Annotated in this window: 16 protein-coding genes; 8 read left to right on the plus strand and 8 right to left on the minus strand. The window is 45.5% G+C overall.

What is annotated here, in order from left to right; all coding sequences use genetic code 11:
- On the plus strand, positions 1 to 399 hold a 399-nt coding region (locus tag RIC07_RS34575), incomplete at its 5' end, for a HEAT repeat domain-containing protein (protein WP_446398469.1).
- Positions 400 to 1388: 989 nt separating this feature from the next.
- On the opposite strand, the gene RIC07_RS34580 is transcribed toward RIC07_RS34575, so the two are convergent.
- The 3 genes from RIC07_RS34580 to RIC07_RS34590 all read right to left on the minus strand — a co-directional run bounded on the left by RIC07_RS34580 (position 1389) and on the right by RIC07_RS34590 (position 4099).
- Positions 1389 to 3230: an ABC transporter ATP-binding protein gene (locus RIC07_RS34580; protein WP_446398470.1), complete on the minus strand. Its 1842-nt coding sequence runs from the start codon at positions 3228 to 3230 to the stop codon at positions 1389 to 1391.
- Positions 3231 to 3407: 177 nt separating this feature from the next.
- On the minus strand, positions 3408 to 3788 hold the full coding sequence (locus tag RIC07_RS34585; protein WP_446398471.1) for a response regulator: 381 nt from the start codon (positions 3786 to 3788) through the stop codon (positions 3408 to 3410).
- A 35-nt stretch (positions 3789 to 3823) separates the two neighbouring features.
- Positions 3824 to 4099, minus strand: a complete 276-nt coding sequence (locus RIC07_RS34590; protein WP_006099757.1) for a DUF7219 family protein — start codon at positions 4097 to 4099, stop codon at positions 3824 to 3826.
- 237 nt (positions 4100 to 4336) lie between these two features.
- On the opposite strand from RIC07_RS34590, the gene RIC07_RS34595 reads away from it, so the two are divergent.
- Positions 4337 to 5122: an endonuclease/exonuclease/phosphatase family protein gene (locus tag RIC07_RS34595; protein WP_446398472.1), complete on the plus strand. Its 786-nt coding sequence runs from the start codon at positions 4337 to 4339 to the stop codon at positions 5120 to 5122.
- A gap of 200 nt (positions 5123 to 5322) precedes the next feature.
- Here the strand turns inward: RIC07_RS34595 and RIC07_RS34600 are convergent, their stop codons facing one another.
- The 3 genes from RIC07_RS34600 to RIC07_RS34610 all read right to left on the minus strand — a co-directional run bounded on the left by RIC07_RS34600 (position 5323) and on the right by RIC07_RS34610 (position 8928).
- Entirely contained in the window at positions 5323 to 7428 is a 2106-nt protein-coding gene (locus tag RIC07_RS34600) for a M3 family metallopeptidase (protein ID WP_446398473.1), read from the minus strand.
- Between the two features lie 477 nt (positions 7429 to 7905).
- The gene (locus RIC07_RS34605) at positions 7906 to 8337 is read right to left on the minus strand and encodes an HHL1-like protein (RefSeq protein WP_446398474.1); all 432 of its coding nucleotides are present in this window, start codon (positions 8335 to 8337) and stop codon (positions 7906 to 7908) included.
- Between the two features lie 396 nt (positions 8338 to 8733).
- Complete coding sequence (locus tag RIC07_RS34610) at positions 8734 to 8928, minus strand: hypothetical protein (RefSeq protein ID WP_446398475.1); 195 nt, start codon at positions 8926 to 8928, stop codon at positions 8734 to 8736.
- 324 nt (positions 8929 to 9252) lie between these two features.
- Between RIC07_RS34610 and RIC07_RS34615 the strand changes: the two genes are divergently transcribed.
- Together RIC07_RS34615 and RIC07_RS34620 are read left to right on the plus strand one after the other, a co-directional pair.
- Entirely contained in the window at positions 9253 to 10395 is a 1143-nt protein-coding gene (locus tag RIC07_RS34615) for a LuxR C-terminal-related transcriptional regulator (protein ID WP_446398476.1), read from the plus strand.
- Positions 10396 to 10418: 23 nt separating this feature from the next.
- Entirely contained in the window at positions 10419 to 10607 is a 189-nt protein-coding gene (locus RIC07_RS34620) for a hypothetical protein (protein WP_446398477.1), read from the plus strand.
- Between the two features lie 53 nt (positions 10608 to 10660).
- On the opposite strand, the gene RIC07_RS34625 is transcribed toward RIC07_RS34620, so the two are convergent.
- Positions 10661 to 11197: an N-acetyltransferase family protein gene (locus tag RIC07_RS34625; protein ID WP_446398478.1), complete on the minus strand. Its 537-nt coding sequence runs from the start codon at positions 11195 to 11197 to the stop codon at positions 10661 to 10663.
- Positions 11198 to 11245: 48 nt separating this feature from the next.
- On the opposite strand from RIC07_RS34625, the gene RIC07_RS34630 reads away from it, so the two are divergent.
- Positions 11246 to 12547: an ArsB/NhaD family transporter gene (locus RIC07_RS34630; RefSeq protein WP_446398479.1), complete on the plus strand. Its 1302-nt coding sequence runs from the start codon at positions 11246 to 11248 to the stop codon at positions 12545 to 12547.
- Between the two features lie 285 nt (positions 12548 to 12832).
- Complete coding sequence (locus RIC07_RS34635; protein WP_446398480.1) at positions 12833 to 14701, plus strand: PAS domain-containing sensor histidine kinase; 1869 nt, start codon at positions 12833 to 12835, stop codon at positions 14699 to 14701.
- Positions 14702 to 14845: 144 nt separating this feature from the next.
- On the opposite strand, the gene RIC07_RS34640 is transcribed toward RIC07_RS34635, so the two are convergent.
- Positions 14846 to 16183: a septal ring lytic transglycosylase RlpA family protein gene (locus tag RIC07_RS34640; protein WP_446398481.1), complete on the minus strand. Its 1338-nt coding sequence runs from the start codon at positions 16181 to 16183 to the stop codon at positions 14846 to 14848.
- Between the two features lie 327 nt (positions 16184 to 16510).
- Here RIC07_RS34640 and RIC07_RS34645 point away from each other — a divergent pair, with 327 nt between their 5' ends.
- Positions 16511 to 17494, plus strand: coding sequence for a pyruvate dehydrogenase complex E1 component subunit beta (locus RIC07_RS34645; RefSeq protein ID WP_446382826.1), 984 nt, complete (start codon positions 16511 to 16513; stop codon positions 17492 to 17494).
- 224 nt (positions 17495 to 17718) lie between these two features.
- Positions 17719 to 19131, plus strand: a complete 1413-nt coding sequence (secD, locus tag RIC07_RS34650) for a protein translocase subunit SecD (protein ID WP_446398482.1) — start codon at positions 17719 to 17721, stop codon at positions 19129 to 19131.
- Positions 19132 to 19364 lie beyond the last annotated feature (233 nt).

Raw genomic sequence — 19364 nt, forward strand, 5'->3', positions numbered from 1 at the left:
CAATCTGATGATAATTGGGATATCCGACGTGCAGCGATAGAGGAATTAGCGAAAGGATGGAAAGATTACCCAGATACTTTACCCCTGCTCAAACAACTGATTCAATCTGATGCTCATGAGAATGTGCGACGTGCGGCGATAGAGGAATTAGCTGGAGGATGGAAAGATGAGCCGTGGCTATTTGAATTATTGTACAATTGCGCTATCAATGACCCTTTTCAACGCGAGAAAGACTGGGAATACAACCCTCGGAAAATAGCACTTGCGAAAATCATCAAGCAATATCCTGACCATCCCAAAACGCTAACATTATTGCGCGATAGGGCAGAAAATGATACTGATGAGAAGGTGCGGGAGTTCGCCCAGAAGAAGTTAAAGCAGTTCACACAAAATCATTAAAACGGGTGCGTCGCTAAAGCGACGACTACAAACAGGTTTCTCTCCTATCTTGCACCTGTTCTATTAACCTGTCTTTGGTTTAAACACAGGGCGACCCGATAAATTTGAGAGGACGGGTGTTGTTGATTTATGCAGCGGGTCGCCCCTACAATAGATTATATTATTTCGGGTTAAATATTTTTAATAAAAATGATTGAAACCTTTATTTTTATAGGTTTGTGATTCTAGGCAAATATCAGAACCTGATATGATTTTATTTGTCATCAATCATTTGTAGGGGCGGGTTTAGGGACTAAATTGAAGGTGTCACCAATCAAGGAACAACTTGCGCCCGCCCTCCCTACCGATAAATGAACAATAAAACCTGTCCGGGTTCAGGATAGGACAACCTAACCCAATTTGGTAAAGGGCGACCCGATAAAATTGAGAGGATGGGGGTTGTTGATTTATGCAGCGGGTCGCCCCTACAATAGGTTATATTATTGCGGGTTAAATATTAAAAAAAAATGATTTAAACCTTTATTTTTATAGCCTTGTGATTCTAGGAAATAATCAGAACCTGATATGATTTTATTTGTCATTAATCATTTGTAGGGGCGGGTTTAGGGATTAAATTGAAGGCGTCACCAATCAATGAATAACAAAATCCGCCCTCCCCACCGATAAATAAACAATAAAACCTGTCCGGGTTCAGGTTAAGACAACCCAACCCAATTTGGTAAAGGGCGACCCGATAAAATTGAGAGAATGGGTGTTGTTGATTTATGCAGCGGGTCGCCCCTACAATAGGTTATATTATTTCTGGTAAAATGTTATTAATAAAAATGATTTAAATCTTTATTTGTATAGGTTTGGGATTCTAGGAAATCATCAGAACATGATATGAATTTATTCATCATCAATGATTTGTAGGGGCGGGTTTAGGGACTAAATTGAAGGTGTCACTAATCAATAAACAACAAAACCCGCCCTCCCCACCGATAAATGAACTATTGATATCCCGCCGCCTGTAGCGCAAATAACCGCGCATAACGTCCGCCAAGTTCCACTAATTCCTCATGAGTTCCCTGTTCAATTATTTCTCCCCCCGCCATCACCACAATTTTGTCCGCCATGCGTACTGTGGAGAAGCGATGAGAAATTAAGACTACCATTTGATTCTGGGTAATCGTGCGGAAATGGTCAAAGACTCGTACCTCCGCCTCTGCATCCATGGCGGCTGTGGGTTCATCTAAGACTAAAATATCTGCACCAGTTCGCATAAACGCACGAGATAGGGCTATTTTCTGCCATTGACCTCCAGAGAGTTCCTGTCCCCCCTTAAACCATCGCCCTAACTGGGTGCTAAATCCGTCTGGCATTGACTCAATAAACGGCTTCGCCATGCCTTTCTCTGCTGCATTTTCCCAGCGGGTTTTATCTTGCAAATAGTCTACATCCCCGACGCCAACATTCTCGCCTACGGTAAATTGATAGCGGACAAAGTTCTGGAATATTACCCCAATCCGACGGCGTAGCGTATCAAGTTTCCATTCCTGTAAATCTACCCCATCTAACAAAATGCGCCCCGAATCTGGCGTATAGAGACGAGTTAATAGTTTAATCAACGTTGTCTTTCCTGACCCATTTTCGCCAACAATGGCTAACTTTTCTCCCGGTTTCAGGTGTAAGTCAATCCCGTTTAGTGCCGGGGTTTGACTTCCAGGATAGGTAAAAAACACAGTCTCAAACCGAATCCCATCCCCCGGTTTTATTCCCTGAGTTGCTGTCCCCTGAGATTGGGGAACCTCTTGTTCCAGAAATTCGTAGAGGTTGGAAATATAGAGGTTATCTTCATACATACCGCCAACAGAGGTGAGTATGGCGGAAAAGGTAGATTGTCCTTGGCGAAATACGGTTAAATACATGGTCATGTCACCCAAGGAAATCCGACCAAAGATGGTTTCGATGACAATCCACGCATACGCCCCATAAAATGTCAGCGTACTCAGCAACCCTAACAAGTAACCCCAAAATCCCCGACGAACGGTCAAATCTCTATCTTCTCGGTAAAGGCGTCTGAAGGTGTCGTTGTAGCGTTGTAGCATGGTTGCGCCAAGCTGGTATAGCTGAATTTCCTTGGCGTAATCTTCTCTAGCTATTAAGGTTTCCAAGTAATGCTGCTGGCGGGTTTCTGGGGAACGCCACCGGAATAAGCGAAAGGCGACGCCAGCAAAGCGCGTTTCGGCGATAAAGGGAGGAATTGCAGCTATGACTAATATTGCCACCGCCCAGGTTGAGAATTGCAGCAGTAATCCGCCAAAGGTGAGTAGCGACAAACTATCCCGAACCAGTCCAAACGTTCGCGTCACTAGCGCCAGAGGACGACTGGAGGCTTCTCGCCGCGCCTGAGTCATTTTGTCGTAAAATTCGGAGTCCTCGAAGTGGGGTAAGTCTAAGGTTAAGGCTTTTTCTAGAATTAACACATTCACCCGTTGCGCTAATAATACCCGCAATAGCGACTGGCAAACCGTTTGACCACGCTGACTTCCTGCCAGTATCATAACCGCGATCGCTTCTAATCCGACATAGCCTAACGCTAGCCAACGATGGGCGGCTAACCCTGACTGAGACGCCAATACCACGGTATCCACAATCAACTTGCCCAAGTATGCGATCGCGGCAGGTAATAATCCCGCGATAACGGTTAAAATTGCTAGCACCAGCGTTAGTCTGTGACTGGTTGTCCACACTAACCTCAAGGCGCGTCCACTATAGCGGAATACTGAAAGCGATTGACGAATATTCCGGATTAGAAATCTCAGCGAGTAGCGTTTCTTGCGTCGGTTCATTGTTTCTGGTAGACATTTTGCCAGCACTACTACGCAGTGTAGATCCTGATCCATTGTAGGGGCGGGTTTAGCCACTAACTTAACTTGTCACCGATAAATCAACAACAAAACCCGCCCTAATTCGTAATTATAAATCGCTGTTATCGGCAATAAATATAGACATAAAAAAATTATCGTTTACTGATAAAAGTTAATATGATTAGCGATTACCGTTAAAAGTTCATCGGTTGTAAAAGGTTTTGCGAGATAACCATTTGCCCCACACTGTTGCCCTCGGTTCCTAACAACTTGGCTTTTTTCTGCTGAAATAAAGATAAAGGGTATAGTCCTAGTCCTTGAATCTTGACGTAAAGCTTTGAGAACTTCATACCCATCTAACTTTGGCATCCGAATATCGCACAAAATCAAATCAGGGACTAACTCTTTTGCTAAGAGTAAGCCCCTGCGAGAATCCCCAGTACCAATTGCCTGATACCCTTTTTCCTGTAAGACATTAAGGATAATGTCCCGCAAAATTTCTTCATCTTCAATGACTAAAATTGCAGCATTGTGTGTCACAGTTTTTCTCAAACGACCGTCTTATACAAAATCTATTAGGTTTTGGGGGGGTTAGCTTGACCAATGCCCAAGGATTCCTTACTATATTTCAACTGCTTCCACAATGACTGTACTTGCTCATAGGCTCGTTCAGAGGAAATTTTACCGCCAGTTTCTAGGGCAGAAATATAGGACACTTTCTGGGCAAACTCTTGCAAGTTGGCATTAAAGGCTAGATCCTCTGGGGTAAACTTGCCGTAATAGCGGCATCTAGGGTAAAGAAAGTTTTGTTTACTGACCTGTGCGGAATCGGATGATGTGGACTGTGCCATATCTTACCTCCTGTCTCATAATCTCTTACTTTCCATTATATTAACAAGCGCTTAACCTTGCCTTAACTATAAGTTAACTAAATGTTATATAATGATTCGATTTGAGTTGTGAACAGAGGGAATAGGTAATAGGGAATAGGCAATAGGGAATAGAGACCAGGGAACAAATTATGTAGCTGGCTTCTCGCTTCCTTGAGTATGACAAATGACGAATGACTAAGGACGAATGACAAACAAATGAACATTAGAATCATAACGTTCAATATCCGTTACGATAAGCCAGATCCCGATAACCAGGATTGGAGGATTCGGCGTAATGCGATCGCGGCGCTGATTCAGGAGTATCATCCAGATATCATTGGCACACAGGAAGGCAAAGCCCATCAGCTACTTGACTTACATCGCCGTTTACCGAATTATCAAAGTATTGGGGGCGATCGCACGGGAACAGGGACAGGAGAACATTGTGCGATTTTCTATAACCAAGACCGTCTTAAATGCCTGGATAATGGCGATTTTTACTTAAGCGATACGCCTGATATTGCTGGGAGTATCAGTCCTGAGTGGGGAAATCCTGCACCGCGAATGGCAACCTGGGCAGTCTTTAGTGTAGCGCAGGTGTCTAAAACGATTACCTGTTTTAATACCCATCTGGATTATACCAGTGCCAAAGCACGGGAACTGGGGGCAAGACTAATCCGCGATCGCATGATTCACTGCAATCCTGACACGACCTATCTCTTCCTTACAGGTGATTTTAATGCTGAACCCGGTAGCTTACCACGGGAAATCTTATCTCAGTCATCAACTAATCCGATTACTCTTCAGGATGCCTTGGCGGGTGTTGAATTGGAAAAACAGCAGAGTATTCATGGGTTTACAGGTGAGGCGTTTGCGGCTGTTGATACGATTTATTACGATAGTCGCCTGAGACGAGAAACTTTGACGGTTGATAATCGGAAATGGCAAGGAATTTTTCCCTCTGATCATTTCCCAGTTATTGCTAATTTTGTTAATGATTAGGTACACCAAAATTTAGAAGCGCAAACCTTGCGTCCCCACATATAGCGCTACGCGCTTTCCCTCTCCCCACCACAAGACTCCCTGCAGCAGACCCTAAATAAGAGGGCGACCCGATCCAATTGAGTGGAATGGAATTTTTGATTAATGCCAGCGGGTCGCCCCTACAGGGTAATTTCGCGATCGCACCAGACTCAATTCCGTCAAGACGCGGCAACTAATCCACTATGACGCAGTAACGGTTCCGTACTCGGTTCCCGTCCCCGGAATTGCTTGAATACCTCCATCGGCGGCACACCACCGCCTAATGCCAGTACCGTATCCCGATACCGCTTTCCTGTATCCGCCACAGCCGTTTCATTCTCTAAACCAACCTCCTCAAAGGCGGCGAAGGCATCGGCACTCAAGACTTCTGCCCATTTGTAACTGTAATACCCAGCCGCATAACCGCCAGCAAAGATATGGGAAAAGGCACAGAGGAAGGAATCTTCCGGTAAGGGTTGTAACACGGTGGTGGTTTTGGCAATCCGGTGACGGACATCGCTGGGACTTTCTTCCCCACCAGGCTGATAGCGGTGGTGCAGTTCGATATCCACTAAACTAAAGTGCAATTGCCGTAACATGGCACTACCACTCATGTAAGTCCGGGCTGCCAAAAGCTTCTGATAATAATGTTCGGGTAGGGATTCCCCGGTTTCGTAGTGCTTCGCCATGCCCATCAGCGTGGGGCGATCGTAACACCAGTTTTCCATAAACTGGCTGGGCAGTTCCACCGCATCCCATTCCACATTATTAATTCCGGCTGCACCAGCATAATCCACTCTGGTGAGCATGTGTTGCAACCCGTGACCAAACTCGTGGAATAGGGTTTCGACTTCACCAAAGGTCATTAAACTGGGTTTACCATCAATCGGTGGCGTTTGGTTGCAAACTAAATAGGCAACAGGTAGGCGCGTCGTCATTGTCCCGGCTTCCGTGAGTTTGGCACGCCCCACGCAATCATCCATCCAAGCCCCTCCACGCTTCTCAGCGGGACGACTGTAGGGATCTAAATAGAAGAATGCGATCGCACTTCCTGTTTCATCAGTAACTTGGAAATAGCGGACATCTTCATGCCAAACCGGGGCTTGTCCATCCGCAGGCGTAATGGTTACCCCAAACAGTCGCTTGATTAAGCCAAACAAACCATCTAGCACTTGAGGTAACGGAAAATAAGGACGCAATTCCTCAGCACTGAAGGCAAACCTTTCTTCCCGTTGACGTTCTGACCAAAAACTGATGTCCCAGTGTTTCAACTCATTGGCTTCGGGGACACCTTTAGCCGCCGCAAACGCTTTCAACGCCTCTAAATCCTTAACCGCCGCATCGTAGCTAGCGCCACGCAGTTCTTCCAGTAATCCCTCCACCGCCTCAACATTCGGTGCCATTTTGCTGGCAAGGCTTAATTCAGCATAACTGCTAAACCCTAGCAGCTCTGATTTTTCTTGACGCCGTTCTAAAATCCGCTCAATCAGGGGACTGTTATCCAACTCCCCAGAAGAGGCGCGGCTGACAAAGGCTTTATAGAGTTTCTCCCGCAAATCCCGACGGGTACTGTGTTGCATGAACGGAACATAACTGGGATAGTCCAGCGTGATCCGCCAGGGACCTGCTTCCGGAGTCGCCTTTTCTTCCCCAGCAGCACGGGCGGCTTGAGCGGCTAAACTCTTTAAGCTAGGAGGTAAACCTTCTACTTCGTCTGGATGGGTTAGGGTCATGCTAAATGCCTTGGTTGCATCTAGGACATGGTTGGAGAACTTCGTGGATAGTTCCGCCAACTCCATCTGAATTTGATTGAAGCGTTCCCGCACTTCTCCTTCAAGTCCAACACCCGACAGTTCAGCATCTCGAATGGCGGCTTCTACGATGCGTTTTTGGGCTGGCTCTAAGCTACGCCATTCATCCCCATCCTGCAAGGCTTTAAAGGCTTTGTATAAGGGTTGACTTTGGTTAAGCCTGTTGATGAATTGAACGACTTTGGGTTGAACCGTTTCGTAAGCCTCACGCAGTTCCGGGCTATTTTTCACCCCCATCAAATGACTCACGATGCTCCAACTCCACCGGAGGCGTTCTGTCAATGCTTCTAGGGGTTCCACTAAACCGTCCCAGGTTGGTACTACCTTTTCCTCTAGGGCGGCTAATTCCTGCTCGAGTTCAGCTAATAGCTGTGTCATCGCAGGCACAATATGGTTTGGCTCAATCTGGTCAAAAGGGGGGAGTCCCTTGCCACGGCGTAATGGATTCTCAGTCACAGTTGGATTGGCAATCATGAGTCGTATCGGGTTACAAAATCAGACTGAAACAGCATGTAATGGTGATCCAAGGCAAGCAGCTATTGCCGCTTGCCTTGTATCAAACTAACGCCTGAAGCTTCCCTGGGGAAGCGGTGAGGCGCGAAAATTAAATAATTAGCAAGAATATTTTTTGACGTCAGTGATCCTTATCATCGTGAAGATTAATTTGAGTGGTAGAAGGCAAGGATTGAGTTTATGCGTGACCCAGCTAAAATAGGGCTTTGCAGTAAGCACTTTAGTACTCTAACGCATAGCTGGAGAGGGCTAAGGTTCCCTCACTACAAGCTTTCCTTAAATGTGTGGCAACTGAGCTGGGGCGGATTTAGCTAAATCTGGGTGAAGTCAGAAACGATAGTTGTGAAACCCGCCCCTACACACGCATCAGTACCCCAGCTCCCCCAGCTTCCCCAGCTCCCTCAGCTCCCCCTCAACACAAGACTTATTCAGCAAACCCTACTTACGCTGGAATACTGATGAGAAACGTTCTTTAACTTGGCTGACAGTGGATTGAATCAAATTCCCTGGTGTTGCTTGGGGACGAGTTGCCACAACGATAGGTTCGTCTTTAAACTCTTTGAGTCGATAACCATATTCCAACTCGCTTTGGCGCTTCCGCAGTTTGGGGAATAGCCGAAATACTCCTTTGAGTAACTCCTCTTCTTGCTGAAATAACGCCTGGTTGATTTGACTGCTGCGATTCACTGCTATTGAGCCAGCCGGTAACCAGTTTTTCTCTCCCTTAATTCGGACATAGATATTGAATTCCGGTAATCCCGACTTTTGCATTTCATCATACTTGCGGGAAGCGGATGCCCGTTTGACTTTGTTTTTCTTGGCTTTCTGCTGTTTGGGTTGGACTTTGCCAAAGCCGAGTTGGGTGGTCATATTAAGTTCCTCTGATCGTGTCTTAACAAAAGTTTACATCATTCTCAGGAAACTTGTGCTGCCAACGTTTGCTGATGAGTCTGAAATACAGATACCGCATATAGCACTACGCATTGAGGTTAGGACAATAAAATTGGGTGAAAAGGCAATAGGCAATAGGCAATAGGCAATAGGCAACAGAGAAATGTCCTAAAGTATCCCCGTAGTGCTATACAACAAAGGGCGCACGTCAGTGCGCCCCTACAGATAAAAATTTTTTAAGTTGAACCTAGGGAAGCTTAAGGAGTGGTTTCAGAAGTTGTGTCGTCCTCAGCCTGAGGTTCAGTCGTCTCGTCAGACATGTCTTTATCTTCAGTCGCCTTTTCCATGTCTGCCTTGTCAGACATGTCTTTATCTTCAGCCCTTCTCTTCGACTGCCTTATCGGTTGCAGCAGGAGCGGCATCTTCAGTCGCTGCATTATCAGGGTTAGCTGGCTCAGTTTCCTCGATAGTCGTACTATCATCCGTTTCTGGGGGAGCGCTACAACCTGTGGCTAATCCCAGACTCAAAAGTGAAGCGATGGCAAATGTAGTAAGGTATTTAACGGTCATAGTCACACCTTATTTGGTATCCTAATGGGTTAGGCTTGCCAGACAATTACTGGCTTAAATGCAATTAAAGCGCATAAAAGGGATTTTTGGTGAAAAATTTAGTATTTTCTCAAAGAATTACAAAAATTGTGGCGATTATGCCTCAAAATAACTATTTTTGTGCTATGATACGCTAATTTAACGTCTGAAGAATCAAAATTCGCCTACTTTTGCCAACCAACAGGATACACTCAGATTTTTTCTTCCTGGCAGACTCAGACACTGGGAAACTGATCCAGAATTCATCAAAATGAAAATAAACCAATCTAAGTTGCATGAGTAAGCATGAACCGTTGGCAGTTTACCGAAGCCTTTGAGGGATTGACACCACGACGCAGGCAAGTGCTGAAATTGCTCTTGGCTGGCGTTTCGGATCAGGATATCGCTCAATCGTTACATATTGAAACATCAACGGTGAGAAAACACGTTGAGAATATCTGTTCAGCTTTTGGGCTGAGAAATGAGTTTCCTGATGAACGGCGTTCTAAACGAGGAGAGTTAATTGCGCTGTTCGCTAAATATCAACCTGAACTTGTAACCCGGCAAACTTTGAGTGTGACTCACCAAAGGTCATCTGAAGTTGTAGATGATAATAATCACAAGATAGTGAAACGCGAAGATACAGAAATTCGCGTGACAAGTGAAGTGAGATTAACGGTTAAAGATGTGTCCGATTCTCCACTGAACAACCGCGATATCTTTATCCTGATTGATCAAAGTGGTTCTATGGTGAGAAAGGATGAAGATACCGGAAATCAAACTCGGTATGAATATCTAGCAGAAGTTGTTGAAGGACATATTGCCGCCATTTTGTCAGTTGGTTCTGAATCCGGGAATAAAGCGGATGAAAAAATTGCAATGAAGCAGGGCTATCCGGCTGACAATCGGGTCTCTGTTTACTTCTTCAGCAGGGAAAGGGTCAAACCCAAACCTATTTTGATTAACGATGCCTCTCAAGTTTGGAAGCTGTTCGTCAAAAATAAACCCAAAACCAAAACCTTTGTTGCTCCGACTTTAAACCATTGTGTTAAGTCTTGGTTAACTGAAGGCAAACCTAATGGTAAAGGAGCCTTTTTTATTATTTATACTGATGGTAAATTTGATGACGAAGAGCAATTTATTCAATGTATTGCTTCAGCATGTAGCAAAATTGGAAATCATAAAGATATCAAGTTTTTTGTTTTGGGATTAGGTAAAGATATTGATATTGAACATTTCCTGGCGCTAGACTTCAATGTCAATCAGACGATGAAATTTAATATTTTTGTCTTTGATTTGGTCAATGAAGTTGATGATATCATTGAGCTTTTACAACGCCAGCTAACGGATGATCCTTATCTAGCGTTTCCGGATTGGGTCAGAATTCGTCATCCTGATTTAGTCGAGAAGGTGATTCAAGGGAACAGGGGTGATGGGGTGATGGGGTGATGGGGTGATGGGGTGATGGGGTGATGGGGAAGCTGGGGGAGCTGGGGAAGATGGGGGAGCTGGGGGAGCTGGAGAAGATGGGGGAGCTGGGGAAGCTGGGGAAGCTGGGGGAGCTGGGGAAGATGGGGGAGCTGGGGGAGCTGGGGAAGCTGGGAAACAAAATTTCTATAGCCCATTACCCTGTTCCCTGTTCCCTGTTCCCTGTTCCCTAACAAATGACAAATGACAAATGACAAATGACGAATGACAAATAACAAATGACAAATCAACACACTCGACGTCCCATAATTACCAAATCACGCTCAATGTGACCCATATCCGCTATTTGAGGTAAATACCCCCAACGTTGGAAGCCATATTTTTGAAAGAGGTGTAGGCTGGGTTGGTTGTGAGCAAAAATTAAGGCAACTAAGGTATTGAGTCCTAACTTAGGACTCTGTTTGATGGCGCGTTGCAGCAGTTGTTGTCCTATTCCTTGACGCCGAAAATCGGGAGACACGTAGACGCTAAGTTCAGCCGTTGCATGGTAGGCTGGGCGGACTAAGAAAGCCTGAAAACTGAGCCAACCAGCAATTTGACCTGTAGAATTGGATCGTTCATGGCAGTCCATGACCCAAAGAGGGTGGCTGTTTGGTGTATGTTCTTGATACCAACTGATACGACTTTCAACTGAGATAGGTTCTAGATCGGCGGTGGCAATGCGACTGGGAACAGCCGAATTGTAAATTTCCACGATCGCGGGCAAATCTACCTCAGTGGCATCACGGATATACATTAAGGCAGGATTAGGACTACAAACCATAGAATATTAGTGCTAAAGGGTCATCAGTGATTAAACAGGCTTCTTTCTGTGGCACTATTGATTTTTCTGTTCACGCTTATCCTGATTATCTGGCAACTGCGAGGATTGGGCATCGGATTGGGTACATTGACAGGGGGGATTTTTACTCTGGTTAGCGATGTGTCCTTAATGGACGAACTTAGAGTTAGTGCAACCGTTGGCAATACTATACTCACATTGATTGCCCTACTCATTTTGTGCCGGATTCTGGATGAAGCCGGGTTTTGGCGAGGGTTAGCGCTACAATTAACGGTTTTGGGGATAGGTCAAGGGCGTCTGCTTTTCCTTTTGTGCGGACTTTTGGGAGCATTGGGAACAATTGTTTTAACCAATGTGGGTATGGCATTAATCTGGATTTCTCCGGTGATGGAGATCCTTTGTTTACTACGCCTCAGGGCTAAAACCGTGTTCGCCGTTGTCTTTACGGTTAGTTTTATCACTGAAGCGGCTAGCTTATTGTTCCCTGTGAGCAATCCGGTCAACCTGCTTGCGGTAAACTATGGCGAAATTTCCGGGTTTCGCTATAGTCTGGTGATGACCCCGGTGACATTCGTCGCGATCGCAACCAGTTTAGCCAGCTTCTGGTTCTACTTCCATCGGGACATTCCAGCCAGATATAAAATTACTCACCTGCCGCTACCACGCCAAGCCATTCGTGATCCGTTGGTTTGTCAATGGGGCATGTTTATTTTAGCCAGTCTACCTCTGGCATACTGGATTGCCCAAGACCATTCTCTGCCGACTTGGATCGTGCCTGCGATCGCGGCGTTGATTCTGCTAGGATTGGCGAGACGCGGGTTTCTCCCAAATACCACACCGATTATTTCTGTGGGCAAGGTTTGGCAGGAAATTCCCTGGCAATTGATCGGGTTTAGCGTCCTGATGTATGGTGTCGTCCTCGGTTTAGGTCAAGTTGGCATGAGTCATGTCATCACCCATCAGCTAGACGCCCTCTCCAGTTGGGGGTTAACCCTGACAGCCATCGGCACAGGTTTTCTGGCTACTGGGCTGTCAAACTTATTTCAAAATTTACCCACTGTGTTGCTGAATGCCGTAGCCATTTCCGACACAACCACTGAGCCAGCGATTCGGGAAATGATGGAGTACGCTAATGTGATTGGATGTACCCTGGGAGCAAAAATTACTCCTCTGGGTAGTTTATCAACGTTAATTTGGTTCAAGGTTTTAGCACGTAAAGGTTTGCGCCTGCATTGGTTTTACTATATTCGTCTTAGCCTGATTCTGACTTTACCGATTCTATTTCTCAGCTTGCTGAGTTTAGCCCTCTGGCTTCCCTGGCTAATTGTCTAAGTTTTGATTTGTCCTTTGTCCTTCTATATTTAGAGAATATATATTAGAGAATAAACTAGCAATAACGCTCGAAAGGCTTTATCATACTCAAGGGTGTATCTGCTTGCCTGACCACAACAGCGTTTGACGAAAAATAGATAGACTTCAGAGGTCTAGCTGTTATTTGGCTTTTCTAGATAACATAGCGACTCAGCTAAGTCGGTTTAGGTATTTGAGAGACCTGTAGTATCATTTTGAGTTTCTCTCACTCGCGCAATTGAGTCTCATCAATCAGGTAAGTAATCGATGATCATCCAAACGGCAGAACCCCCTATCCCTAAGTCTCAGGGAGATACAACACAAAAGCATCATGAGTTTTGTAGCAATCAAGACAAATTTTTAACCCTGACCCTTGATTTGTTTTTCATTGCCAGTCCTGATGGCTATTGGCAGCAAGTTAACCCGATGTGTGAGCGAATCCTGGGATATAGTAGCCAAGAATTTAAAGCCCGCCCCTGGATTGAATGGGTGCATCCAGAGGATCAGCAGATGACCTTGAAGCAACTGCAAAAGCTGAGGGACTGTGAGGAAATTGTCTCGTTTGAAAATCGCTACCGCTGCAAAGATGGCTCCTATAAGTGGCTGTTATGGAACATCACCTTATGTCACACGCAGAACCAAATTTATGCGGTTGCTCGCGATAACACCCAACGCCGGGAAGCTGAAGCCGCACACCGGGAAAGCGAAGAACGGTTTCGTTTATTAGTCGATGGCGTCAAAGACTACGCGATTATTATGCTCGATCCAGAGGGTAAGATTGTAAGCTGGAATCCGGGTGCCGAACGAATTAAACAATATCGCGCCGCAGAAATTCTGGGTCAACATATCCGTTGTTTTTATACCCCTGAGGATATCGCCCAGGGACAACCGGACAAGTGCTTAAACATAGCTGCACAGCAAGGTCGTGTTGAAGAAGAAGGGTGGCGAGTGCGTAAGGATGGCTCAACATTCTTTGCTAATGTTGTGATTACTGCCTTACGGGGAGAAGACGGACAATTACGGGGCTTTGCTAGGGTAACGCGAGATATTACCGAACGCCAATTCGCTCAGGAAACCCTAGAACGAACGAATGATGAGTTAGAAAAACGAGTCGCTAAACGAACGGCTGAACTGTTGCAAATCAATGAGCGGCTGAAAAAAGAGATCGCTCTGCACCAGCAAACAGAAGTGGCGTTGGCAGAAGAAACTCACTACGTCACTGATTTATTACAGAAGCTGCAACAAGCTCAAACCAAACTGATTCACACAGAAAAAATGTCCAGTTTGGGGCAAGTGGTTGCCGGGGTTGCTCATGAAATCAATAATCCTGTCAGTTTTATTTACGGCAATATCGATTACGCCATCTGTTATCTGCGCGATTTAATGCAGTTAGTCGAACTCTATGGCATTCACTATCCCCAACCCGTAGCCGATATTCAGAAACGAATCACAGACATTGATCTAGATTTCTTGATGGCAGATATGCCAAAACTACTGAATTCAATGAAAGTCGGAGCTAACCGGATTCGGCAGGTGGTTTTGTCTCTACAAAAATTTCTCAAAGCTGACCAAACTGAAATGAAGTCCGCCGATCTTCATGAAGGACTTGAAAGTACTCTTTTGATTTTGCAACATCGCCTGAAACCTAGCGTTGAGCATCCCGAAATTACGGTGATTCAAGACTATGGCAAATTACCCCCAGTCGATTGTTATGCAGGGCAAATCAATCAAGTGTTTATGAATTTACTCACTAATGCTGTAGATGTATTGGAATCTTCAGGTAGAAAGACTCCTCATCAAATTAAACTTAGCACTGAGGTGCAGGATATTAGTATTGAGAAACCTGGAGCAAGTTATTGCCAAAAAACACCTCATGCTGTAATTCGGATTGCCGATAATGGTCCAGGGATGAGTCCAGACGTCTGCCAAAAACTTTTTGATCCATTTTATACCACCAAACCCCTGGGGAAAGGAACCGGATTGGGTCTATCGATTAGCTATCAAATTATTGTAGAAAACCATGGGGGTCAGTTAACTTGTCGGTCTCAACCCGGTGTCGGATCAGAGTTCATTATCGCTATTCCGATTAATCAAATAACCACCAAGCATCCTGAACTTTCACTGACGCCAAGTTAAGAATTGGTCATTGGTCATTGGTCATTGGTCATTGGTCATTGGTCATTCGTCATTCGTCATTGGTCATTCGTCATTGGTCATTGGTCATTGGTCATTGGTCATTGGTCATTTGCTCTCCCAGCTTCCCCATTTTTATTATCTCTTTCATCCCTCATCCCTTATCCTTCCGCGTGGTTCCATAAGTGTAGCTTCAAACGGAATAACTCCTACTATTTCACTCCGAATAGAACGAGCGGCTTGTCGGGATAAATCTAGAGTTCTACCCGGAATATAAGGACCGCGATCATTAATGCGAACAATCACACTATGACCATTTTCTAAATTTTTGACCTTCAGATAGGTATCAAATGGTAAGGTGGGATGCGCTGCCGTCAAATCATGCTGATCGTAAATTTCCCCAGTAGCTGTGTACCGACCGTGAAAATAGGGTCCGTACCAAGATGCTATGCCTTCAATGGTACTTGATGTTTCAACTAAGTTGTACATCTGCTTTTGGGCGTCTGCCAAACTTAATGGCGATTGTCCTAACGCTAGACGCAAGTTATTTGCCCATTCAATTGCCAGAAGTTCTCGATGCTGATCTAAGTCTTTGGCTAAGGTATCATCCACTTTAAATAATACGCGATCGCCTGCTTTCACTACAGGTATTCCATCAGACAGGATAGCTCGTACCGATGAATCTATCTCAGATACATCTGATGAGTCACAAAACAACAGCGTGAGACTTTGCGCCATTTGTTCAGCCTGCTTTTGAGTCGGCAATTGGGCAATCGTTCGCCCTTTCACCACAACCTGGAATTGCTGCTGTTCAGCCGAATGTTCTAATTTATTACTCCTTTGGGTATATTGCAAAAAGCCCCGTTTTCCCCTTATTGCCTGACTCTTATTTCTGCCACGAGGTCGTGTTTGAGAGTGAGAGCTGATTACGACTACGGATTCAGCCGAGGTTTTTTCTTTGGATGCAACAGGTTGACCCCAAGAAAACAAATTCTCGATCATTTTCCAGATTTTCTGGGGTAGACTAGCGTTTGAGAGATGGTTGGTAGATGAATAATTTCCTAAAGCCGATGAGGAATCATGGCTAGGTTGGGATTTGCCCCCATCATCCAGGGAATCTGACTTTGCTGGACAAGTAACTGGTTGAGCAGTATCCCTGAATGGATGAGCTGCGACAGTAGCAGTCTGGGCGAATGGAAATGGTAAACTGCCTAAATCATTAGCTAATCCTGAATTGGCAAGTGCTGTTACTGAAGACTTGTTAGACCAGACGTTTGAATAAACTGGAGATGAAAAAAAAGGAGATATTGGTTGTTCGAGTGGGCTGTTAACAACGGATAAAACTTTAGTCGGTAAAGCATTGGTGATGTAGTCGGGTACTCTTAATAGACCCTGGCTGGATGCCAGCAAACAGCTTACCCATGATGTTGTCCAAATTAGTCCGAAAAATGGCATAATGTAAAATAATTCTGCTGTAGAATGCACTGTTATGACTCACACAGTCATTCAGTATACATAAATCTGTAGTTTTTCGATCCCTTTTAAGCAAAACTAATCTCTAGAGGCAGCAATGAACAAAATTTATTACTATGACTTATCAATAGGAAATTCTAATTGCTTTAATGGGAATTGATTAATTAATGAAACCTCAATACTTTAATATTTATAATAAAAAATTAAACTTGGCTTGAGTTAGAGATATTTGTCTTATGTCATACTCGCTCCCCCGCTCCCCAGCTCCCCCCGCTCCCCGGCTTCCCCTGCTGCTTAGGCAATGCTAGGATGACATTTGCCACTTCTGATGAGGTATTGATGGCAGAAACACTTTTTTTTAATGCGTTGCGTGCGGCTATTGATGAAGAAATGGCTCGCGATGACGCGGTATTCGTGCTTGGTGAAGATGTGGGTCACTACGGTGGCTCCTACAAAGTGACCAAGGATCTGTATAAAAAATACGGTGAACTGCGAGTTCTAGATACTCCCATTGCCGAAAATAGTTTTACGGGTTTAGCCGTGGGCGCAGCAATGACGGGGTTGCGACCGATTATTGAAGGCATGAATATGGGCTTTTTGCTCTTGGCATTTAACCAAATTGCCAATAATGCTGGGATGCTGCGTTACACGTCTGGCGGTAATTTCAAAATTCCCATGGTGATTCGTGGTCCCGGTGGGGTGGGGCGTCAACTGGGTGCGGAACATTCTCAACGCTTAGAAGCCTATTTTCAAGCGGTTCCGGGTTTAAAGATTGTCGCCTGCTCTACTCCTTACAATGGCAAGGGATTGCTCAAAGCGGCAATTCGGGATGATAATCCGGTTTTGTTCTTTGAGCATGTTCTTCTTTATAACTTAAAAGAAGATTTGCCAGATGAGGAGTATGTCCTACCTTTGGATAAAGCCGAGGTTGTCCGAGAGGGCGAAGATGTCACCATTCTCACCTACTCGCGGATGCGTCACCATGTCACCCAAGCGGTGAAGTCCCTGGAGAAAGAAGGGTTTGATCCAGAGGTGATTGACTTAATTTCTCTGAAGCCCTTGGATTTTGAAACCATTGGCGCATCGATTCGCAAAACCCATCGGGTAATTCTGGTGGAAGAATGCATGAAAACTGGTGGTATTGGGGCGGAGGTAACGGCATCAATCAATGATCGGTTCTTCGATGAATTGGATGCTCCTGTCTTGCGGCTCTCGTCTCAAGATATTCCCACTCCTTATAATGGCACTCTGGAAAGCTTGACCATTGTCCAACCTCAGCAGATTGCAGAGGGGGTAAAAAAGATGTTGGCACTTCAGATTTAACTCAGATCTTGCACCACTCACCTTAAACCGCCTTGGGTTCAAACCCAAGGCTAAAAGCTAAAGTCAGCTTTAGCTGACTGGAATGGATTTCGCTCCACTAAGCCTGGACAGTAGCTTGCTTGTCAAGACCTGAAGTTCTTGGCGGATGGGGGGGCTTACGGAAAATGGTGCAAGATATGAAAGAAACAGAGTTAAGATAGCATTTGTTGCGGCGGGTCACAGTTATGCAAAGACAGCGTTCGTTAGTAGCCCTGATTCTAGTCTTGATCATTCTGGCAATTGTGGTGCTGGTGAAGATTCCTCTTCAGCAGGGACTGGATTTACGGGGTGGCGCACAACTGACAATTCAGGTGAAAACCACAGAAGAGATTCCCGAAATTTCGCCGGATCAGTTGGAGGCTGTGAGAACTGTGGTTGACCGTCGAGTGAATGCTCTGGGTGTTTCTGAATCTCAAGTTCAAACTATTGGCTCCGACCAAATATTAGTACAACTCCCCGGTGTGAATGATCCGCAACAGGCGGAACGGGTGCTAGGGGGAACCGCACAACTTGATTTCCGCAAGCAAATACCAGGTACAGAAGCCCAGCTTTCGATTGAAGAACAATTGCGTCAGCAACTACTATTTGAGCAAGCCGCTCTACTGGAGAGTGAAGAGGGTGGTGATCAAGAGGAAGAGGCGATCGCAGAAAATCAAGCCGCTTTAGAACGCTCGAACGCCGCGATCGCAGAATTGTTTGAGAAGACGAATGTCACCGGGAAAAACCTCAAAGATGCCTTCGCGCAACCGACTCAAGCTGGTAATGGTTGGCAAGTCGCCATCCGTTTTGATGCGGCGGGGGGACAAGGATTTGCTGAACTGACTAGAGACTTGGCAGGTACCGGGCGCAGTATTGGAATTTTCCTGGATGACTCCCTAATCAGCGCCCCCACGGTGGGTCCCGAATACGCGGAAACGGGGATTAGTGGCGGTAGTGCTGTGATTACCGGGAATTTTGATGTGCAACGGGCGAGTGACTTAGCCGCCCAACTCAAAGGGGGTTCGTTACCGTTACCTGTGGAAATCGTGGAAAATCGCACTGTCGGCGCTACCCTGGGACGAGACAGTATTCAAAGCAGCGTTTATGCTGCCATTGGCGGTTTAATTTTAGTCTTGGTGTTCATGGGTATCTACTATCGTCTCCCCGGTTTAATTGCTGATGTGGCGCTGAGTATCTACGCTCTACTCACCCTAGCCGCCTTTGCCCTGATTGGTGTGACGTTAACTCTACCAGGAATTGCTGGGTTTATTCTCAGTATTGGCATGGCGGTAGATGCGAATGTGCTAATTTTTGAACGGACGCGAGAAGAGTTACGCGAGGGGAAAACTCTATATCGCTCTGTGGAATCGGGTTTTTATCGAGCATTCTCCAGTATTTTAGACTCGAACCTAACCACGTTGATTGCGTGTGCGGCTCTATTTTGGCTAGGGTCAGGTTTAGTTAAGGGCTTTGCCGTTACCCTAGGAATTGGAGTTGTGATTAGTATGTTTACAGCCCTTACCTGTACTCGCACATTTATGCTGTTATTGGTTTTAGGATTTCCTGGGGTGCGCCAGAAGCCGCAACTGTTTTGTCCGAATCTGTCATCGTCTCAGTGATGGGGTGATGGGGGAGATGAGGGAGATGAGGGAGATGAGGGAGATGAGGGAGATGAGGGAGATGAGGGAGCTGGGGAAGCTGGGGGAGCTGGGGGAGTCATGTAGAGAGGTGCCATGACATCTGTGTGTAGGGGCGGGTTTAGGGACTAATATTGATTGTTATCGCTAGCTTGGCGGCAAAACCCGCCCCGACCAAATGACAAATGACGAATGACAAATGACGAATGACAAAT

The organism is Coleofasciculus sp. E1-EBD-02, assembly GCF_040218245.1.
GTDB lineage: Bacteria > Cyanobacteriota > Cyanobacteriia > Cyanobacteriales > Coleofasciculaceae > Coleofasciculus.